The organism is Kitasatospora sp. NPDC085464 (assembly GCF_044541955.1).
Taxonomy (GTDB): Bacteria; Actinomycetota; Actinomycetes; order Streptomycetales; family Streptomycetaceae; genus Kitasatospora.
Window position 1 is genome coordinate 23,397 of the sequence record NZ_JBITTM010000083.1, and the last position, 6,591, is coordinate 29,987.

Below are 6,591 nucleotides of genomic sequence, written 5' to 3' on the forward strand. Positions count from 1 at the left end.
TTCTAGAAGAAGACGTTCTTCGGGTTGAGCTGCTCCTCGGTGTGCGGCGCGGCGAGCCGGCCCTGGCGCACCGGGACGTCGTACAGCCGGCCGGGGGCGAGGCGGCGCCAGAAGTGGCGCATGCCGGGGGCGATCACCTTGACCACGCTGAGGTCGAGGTCGGGGCGGCTCTGGTCGAGCACGATCACCTCGACGCCGGCCCCGGCGGCGCGCTCGACGCAGTCCCGGACGTGCCCGGCGAGGTCGTCACCGACGAGCGGGGCGAAGTCGGCGAGGGTGCTGGCGGCGCGCTCGCGGTCCGGCAGCAGCCAGGGCTCGCCCGCGACGGTCGCGGTCCTGCACCACTCCAGGGTCTCCAGGTCGTCGGTGCGGTAGAGGGTGTTGCCCTCCTCGTCCCGGCGGTCGACGAACGGGAGGAACTGGTTGACCTCGGTGAGCGCGCGGATCGCGGCGATCCGCGGGTCCGGGTGGGCGCCGAAGCCGACCATGATGTCCTCGACCGCGTGCTTGCGCCGGGAGACGGCGGCGAACACGGGCACGCCGAGGTCGGAGGTGATGTCCAGGACCCACAGCTCGCGGTCCACCGAGGCGTAGAAGGCGCGCATGGTGTCCACGTACGGGTCGTTCAGCGAGTCGAGGTCGAACTCGGGCTGGGCGAGCCGGTTGTACCACCACAGGGCCACCGCATCGCGCTCGACGACCTCGCAGAAGCCCTGCAGGATCGCCTCCTCCAGGGTGTTGCCGCTGGCGCAGCCGTTGGAGTCGCCGACGCAGTAGAAGTGCTGCTGCAGGTCGGGGTGGCCGTACCAGGCGTAGCCGGAGGGGACGAGCCGCTCGGTGTCGTGGGTGAGCGACCAGGCGCGCGTCCAGTCCAGTTCGACGTCGGTCGGGAACGGGTCGGGCACCAGGTGCAGCCGGTGGTTGGGGTCGGCGTTCCACGCGGCGCGGCCCTCGAACTGGGCCTCGGAGAACTGCAGCAGGGCGTCCATGTGGACGGCGACGGCCGGGTCGAGGTCGCGGTAGGCGGCGCGCACCACCGGCTCCTCGCCGCGCCAGACCGCCGAGTAGCGCTCGATGGCCTCGCAGATCGCGCTGACCTTCGCCTGGATCTCGGAGCGGCCCTTGCCGCCGCTCTGGCCGCGCATGTTGCGGCGCAGCAGGTCCATGTTGTCGTTGACCATGGCGAAGTTGTGGCCGGCGGTGAAGCTGTAGGTGATGCCGTTGCCGGTGTCCTCGTGCGCGCCGAGCCGGGTGATCGCGCCCAGGTGCGGGCTGATGTGGTGCTTCAGCCGGTCGTAGGTGAACTGCGGGGCCTGCACCCGGTAGCCGCCGTCGGTGGTGTGCCGGGCGGGGCTGGGCTGCAGGACGACCTTGGGGCTGCGCTCGGTGAGCAGCGCCGGGTCGCCGCAGCTCGGGCACTGCGGCTGGCGGACCAGCGTGTGCTCGGTGGTCTGCAGGGTGTTGAGGTCGAGGCTGACCATCGTGCCGGCCAGCGCGGAGCAGCAGGCGTCGGCCAGGGTGCGGGCGGTCTCGGCGGCCAGCAGCTGGGCGGCCATCGCCGGGCCGGCCGGGATCGCGGCGCGCAGCGGGTGGAGCGGCACGGTCTCGCCGCGCTTGCCGGCCAGGTAGCGCTCGACCTGGCGGTTGCCGCTGATCCGCTGCGCGAGGCAGGTCCAGCAGCCGGTCTCGCCGGGGCGCAGCAGCGGGCCGAGCCACGGGGCGGTGCCGGTGGGCTTGGCGAGCAGCCAGGGGCGGCCGTCAGCGAGGCGGGCGGTGTTCAGCCGCTCCAGCGCGCGGTCCAGGTAGTCGTCGGTCAGCGCGATGACCATGGTGTCGGGGCCGCCGGTGACGGCCTCGTCCTCGGTCACCGGGCGGGCCCGCAGGCCGGTCGCGGTCAGCGCGTCCACCAGGGGCGCGGCCTCGGCGGCGCCGAGGGCCAGCACCAGCAGTTCGGTGGCCTGCGCGGTCTCCAGCGCGACGGCCGGGTCGACGCCCTGGGCGTCCCAGTACGCGAGCACGTGGTCCGGCAGGTCGGGCCGGCCCTCGGCGAGGTGTCCGGCCGCCTCGTAGCGGCGCAGCGCGGTCAGCGCCTGGCCGAGGGGCACCGTGCCGCCCAGTTCCTGGAGGATCTCGGCGACGGTGCGCCGTCCGTCCAGGTAGGGCAGGAGGCGCACCGCGGCGGCCCCCGGGACGAGGTAGTCCTGCCCCTCTCCGAGCAGGAAGACCTTTTCGCCCACCGTCTCGGTGAGGAAATGGGCCTTGAGCCGCGGACGCTCCATAAGTCATCCCCCTGTGTTCACAAGTCCGTTGCCGATATTGAACACGCCGTCAAAACCGCTGTACATACTGCATATTCGGCCGGGCGCCGGACTTACGCATCGCGGGCGATTGCGTATTCCTGCGCGCCGGTACGTAGTGCCGTACGTATTCGGCCCGCGCGTTGACAGCCGGGTGGGGGTGGCGATACTGGTGAGTCGCATGAGGGTGCCGACGGGGGGTTGCGTTGCCGACTGGAGTTTTGCCGCACCGTGAACAGGAGTTGGCCGAGCTGGCCCGGGCGGTGGCCGGGGCGGGTGCGGGCCGGCCCGCGGTGGTGCTGGTCAGAGGGCCGCGGGGGATCGGGAAGAGTGCGCTGCTGCGCGCCGCGCTGGCCCGGATACCGGGTGAGGCGGTGGTGCTGCGGGCGCGGTGTCACGACAACGAGCGGGACTTTCCGTACGGGGTGGTGCGCCAGCTCTTCGATCCCATCATGCGCATGTCAAACAGCGCGCCGCAAGGAGTGGAATTCCCCGGCGGCGAATTCCTCGCCGCCGCGCTCCCGGAGGGTTCGGAAAGCGCCGGGAACGGACGCGAACGGGTACTCAACAGTCTTTTCCACGCTGCTCGTTCACTGACCTCCCGGACCCCCGTCGTCATGGCCGTGGACGATCTCCACCTGGCCGACGAGGAGTCCCGGCAGTGGTTCTCCTATCTCGCCCGCCGGCTCGACGGCCTGCCGGTCGCGCTGCTCGCCACCACCGCCGACGAGGCCGCCGACCCGCTGGCCGCCGAACTCGGCGCACTCGGCCACGCCCGCACCGTCACCCCCGGCCCGCTCTGCGACAGCTGCGTCGCCGAGCGGGTGGCCGAGGAGTTCGACGCCCCGGTCGACCCGGAACTGGCCGCCGTCTGCCACAACCTCTCCCGCGGCAACCCGCTGGTGCTGGAGGAGCTGACCGCCCGGCTGGTCGCCGCCCGGGTCTCGCCCGGCTCGCCCGACCTCGACACCGTCCGCCGGATCGGCGCCGGCACCCTCGCCGACACCACGCTCAGCTGGCTGCGCCAGAGCCACCCCCGGGCCGCCGACCTGCTCACCGGCCTCGCCGTCCTCGGCGCCGACGCCGACCTCGCCACCGCCGCCCTGCTGGCCGGCCAGGGCGAGCTGCTCGCCGACGAGGCCCGCGAGGCGCTGCGCCGCACCGACCTGATCGAGCCCGGCCCGCCGGAGACCTTCCGGCACGAGCTGGTCCGCACCGCCGTGCTGGCCCGCACCGACCCGCGGGTCCTGGTCGCCCTGCACGAGCGGGCCGCCGCCCTGCTGGTCCGGCTCGGCGCCCCGGCCGGCCGCACCGCCGAACACCTGATGTCCTCCGGCACCACCGGCCTCGACTGGGCCCTCCCGGTGCTGCGGACCGCCGCCCGGGACGCCGCCGCCGACGGCCACTGGGACGACGCCGCCCGCTACCTGCAGCGCGCGCTCGCCGACACCACCGACCCGGACACCGTCCGCTCGCTCACCGCGCAGCTCGGCGCCGTCGAACTCCACCGGGACGTCGCCGCCGCCGCCCGCTGCGCCGCCGGCCTGGCCGACGTCGCCGACCCGGTCGAACGCGCCCGGCTGCTGCGGCCGTTCACCGGCCCGGTGCTGGCGCTCAGCTCCTCCGGCGCCGCGGCCGTCCCCTTCACCGAGGCCGCCCACGCCCTCGCCGCCACCGCCGAACCGGCCGCCGACCTCCTGCTGCCGCTCGCCGCCCAGGCACTGCTGACCGGCCGGCGCACCGCCCTGCGACCGGCCGTCGCCGCCCTGCGCGCCGAACCCGCCGAGGCGTCCGCCCCCGCCCTGCTGGGCGCCCAGGCCGCAGCGGCCGCCGCCGGCGGCCTGCCCCGTACGGCGGTCCGGCTGGCCGCCCGCAGCGTGCGCGCGGTCTCGCCCGCCGAGGCCGGTGTCGAGGTGCTCGGCGCGGCGATGGCCTACGCCTGGACCGGACGGCTGGACGAGGCCGCCGCCTGGGCCGGCCGGGCCGTCCGCTCCGCCCAGCGCTGGAACCACCGCGGCGAGCTGGCCCTCGCGCTGCTGGCCCGCTCCGACATCGCCCACCGCCAGGGCCGGCTGGACGCCGCCCTGACCGATGCCGAACACGCCGCGGAGCTGGCCGGCCGGGTCCGGGCGGACGAACTCGCGGGCGCCGCCCGGGCGATGGCGATCCGGACCCGGCTGCGCCGGGGCCTGCCGGTGGACGGCGCGGAACTCGCCGCGGTCGACCTGCCGGCCGAGGCCCACCCGCTGCTGCGCGCGGTGGTGCTGGAGGCCCGCGGCCTGCTCGCCGCCCACCGCGGTGACCACCAGCAGGCGCTGCGGCTGTTCCTGGAGTGTGGGCACCAGCTGGCCGCCCGCGGGATCGCCAACCCGGCCTGCGTGCCGTGGCGTTCGCACGCCGCCCAGGCCTACCAGGCGCTCGGCGAACCGGCCGCGGCCCGGACCATCGCCGCCGATCCCCTCCCCGGCGGCGACGCCCGACCGCGCCCCGCGGAGGACCGCGGCCCCGCCATCGGCACCCGCGACGCCGGGCCGGTCCGGCTCACCCCGAGCGAGCGGCGGGTCACCGAACTGGTGCTGCAGGGGCTGAGCAACCTGGAGGTCGCCGAGCGCCTCTGCCTCAGCAAGCGCACGGTGGACACCCACCTGGGCCGGATCTACCGCAAGCTGGCCATCAAGGGGCGGCCCGAACTGGCCTCGGCCGTCAAGGCGCTGTGACACCGTGGCGCCGTGACGGCAAGTCGCGTGACTCCGAGGTGCTGTGACTCCGAGGTGCTGTGACTCCGAGGCGCCGTGACTCCGAGGCGCCGTGACGGCAAGGCGCCGTGACGGCAGGACCCGATCCCCCCGGCCGGGCCCTGCCGTCACGCCCCGCCGACGCCCGCCGGCGCGGCGACGACGCCGAACTCGGCGCCCCACGGGTCCCGCAGCACCGGCGGCTCCTCGCGCCCCGGGCGGATCAGCCGGGCACCCAGCTCGACGGCCCGGTGCACGGTGTCCGCCGGGTCGTGGGCGCCGAGGTGAGGCAGCCACTGCGGGCGGCCCTGGTCGCTCTCCACCACCCGGGCCTGCCCGACCCCGTCCAGCTCGAACTCCCCGTCGCCGGTGAGGCGGTAGCCGAAGAGCGCGCCGTAGAACGCCTCGGCGGTGGCGGCGAGCGGCACCCGCAGCTCGTGGCCGCAGATCGCGCCCGGCTCGTCGGCGAGCACCACGCCCTCGGCGCGATGGCCCTCCCAGAAGCCGATCGCGACGCCCGAGGGGTCGACGGCCAGGAAGAGCCGCCCGTTCGCGCCGACCGGCACCGGCGGCATCACCACCCGGCCGCCGTGCCGCCCGACCTGCGTGCAGCTGTCGTCCGCGTCCTTGGTCGCCAGGTAGGTGTTCCACACCGCGCCCGGCGGCATCCCGGCCGGTGCGGCGCCGAAGCCGCCGATGATCTCCCCGCCCAGGACGGCCAGTTGGTAGTCCGGGGACTCGGTGACGAACTCCCAGCCGAACAGCGCCGAGTAGAAGTCCCGGCTGCCGCTCAGATCGGGAGTGATGCAGTCAGCCCAGCACGGTGCGCCGAGGGCATAGCGGGTACGTCGAGGCACGACTCGTCCTTCTCCTTGGTCATTGCGTGATCGATCAGGCCCGCCGCCTCCTCCGCCCCGCCCACACCGGGGAGGTGCAGGCAGTGGGTCGGCGCTCCGGCGAGCAGGCCGGCCGATCCGGCCGGCCAGGTCTGGGTCGTGAACTCCCATGGTGCCAGCCGGACTTCCTCGTCCGCACTGCGACACAGCCGGACCAGCGCGGGTGGCGCCAGCCGGGCCCGGACCGGCACGACCGGGCCGAGGCACTCCGGGCGCACCAGCAGCACCTCGCCGCCGATCGGCGAGGCCACCGTGCGCCACATCCCCTCCGGCAGCCCGGCGCCGCGCAGCCAGGCCGCGGCGGGCCCGCGCGCCTCCAGCGGGGCGAGGTAGGGCAGCACGTGGCCGCTGCGGCGGTCCAGCACCAGCAGCCGGCCGGAGACGAACTCCCAGGAGCGCTGCGCCAACGCGGCCCCCACGTTCGCCTGCTCCGAGTACGGGCCGCCGAGCAGGGCGACGGTGGCGCCGCCCTTGGCCAGCACCACGGCCGGGGCCAGGCAGAACCGGTCCTGCAGTGCGGCGAACGGCGGGACGGCGGGCGGCACGTTGCCCCAGCCCCGGAAGGCGCGGCGCAGCAGCGGAGTGCCGTCGCTGCGCCGCACCAGGAAATCGCCCGGATCGCCCTTTCCGGTGATTCCGGAGAATTCCACCCGCAGCTGGTCG

Annotated in this window: 4 protein-coding genes; 1 reads left to right on the forward strand and 3 read right to left on the reverse strand. The window is 75.1% G+C overall.

Annotated elements, in window-relative coordinates; all coding sequences use genetic code 11:
* Positions 1–2 precede the first annotated feature (2 nt).
* The gene (locus ACIGG8_RS41085; RefSeq protein WP_396553685.1) at positions 3–2,279 is read right to left on the reverse strand and encodes a TOMM precursor leader peptide-binding protein; all 2,277 of its coding nucleotides are present in this window, start codon (positions 2,277–2,279) and stop codon (positions 3–5) included.
* 239 nt (positions 2,280–2,518) lie between these two features.
* Between ACIGG8_RS41085 and ACIGG8_RS41090 the strand changes: the two genes are divergently transcribed.
* Positions 2,519–5,014 (forward strand): AAA family ATPase, encoded by a 2,496-nt coding sequence (locus ACIGG8_RS41090; protein WP_396553686.1) that lies wholly within the window; start codon positions 2,519–2,521, stop codon positions 5,012–5,014.
* 146 nt (positions 5,015–5,160) lie between these two features.
* On the opposite strand, the gene ACIGG8_RS41095 is transcribed toward ACIGG8_RS41090, so the two are convergent.
* A complete protein-coding gene (locus tag ACIGG8_RS41095) occupies positions 5,161–5,889 on the reverse strand; it encodes a VOC family protein (RefSeq protein ID WP_396553687.1) in 729 nt (242 codons plus the stop codon).
* Positions 5,823–6,591: hypothetical protein (locus ACIGG8_RS41100; protein WP_396553688.1), on the reverse strand; the 769-nt coding region annotated here is incomplete at its 5' end. The genes ACIGG8_RS41100 and ACIGG8_RS41095, both read right to left, overlap by 67 nt.

Excerpts from the sequence above, each read along its gene's own strand:
- ACIGG8_RS41085 (WP_396553685.1), bottom strand. The coding sequence starts at position 2,279 with ATGGAGCGTCCGCGGCTCAAGGCCCATTTCCTCACCGAGACGGTGGGC.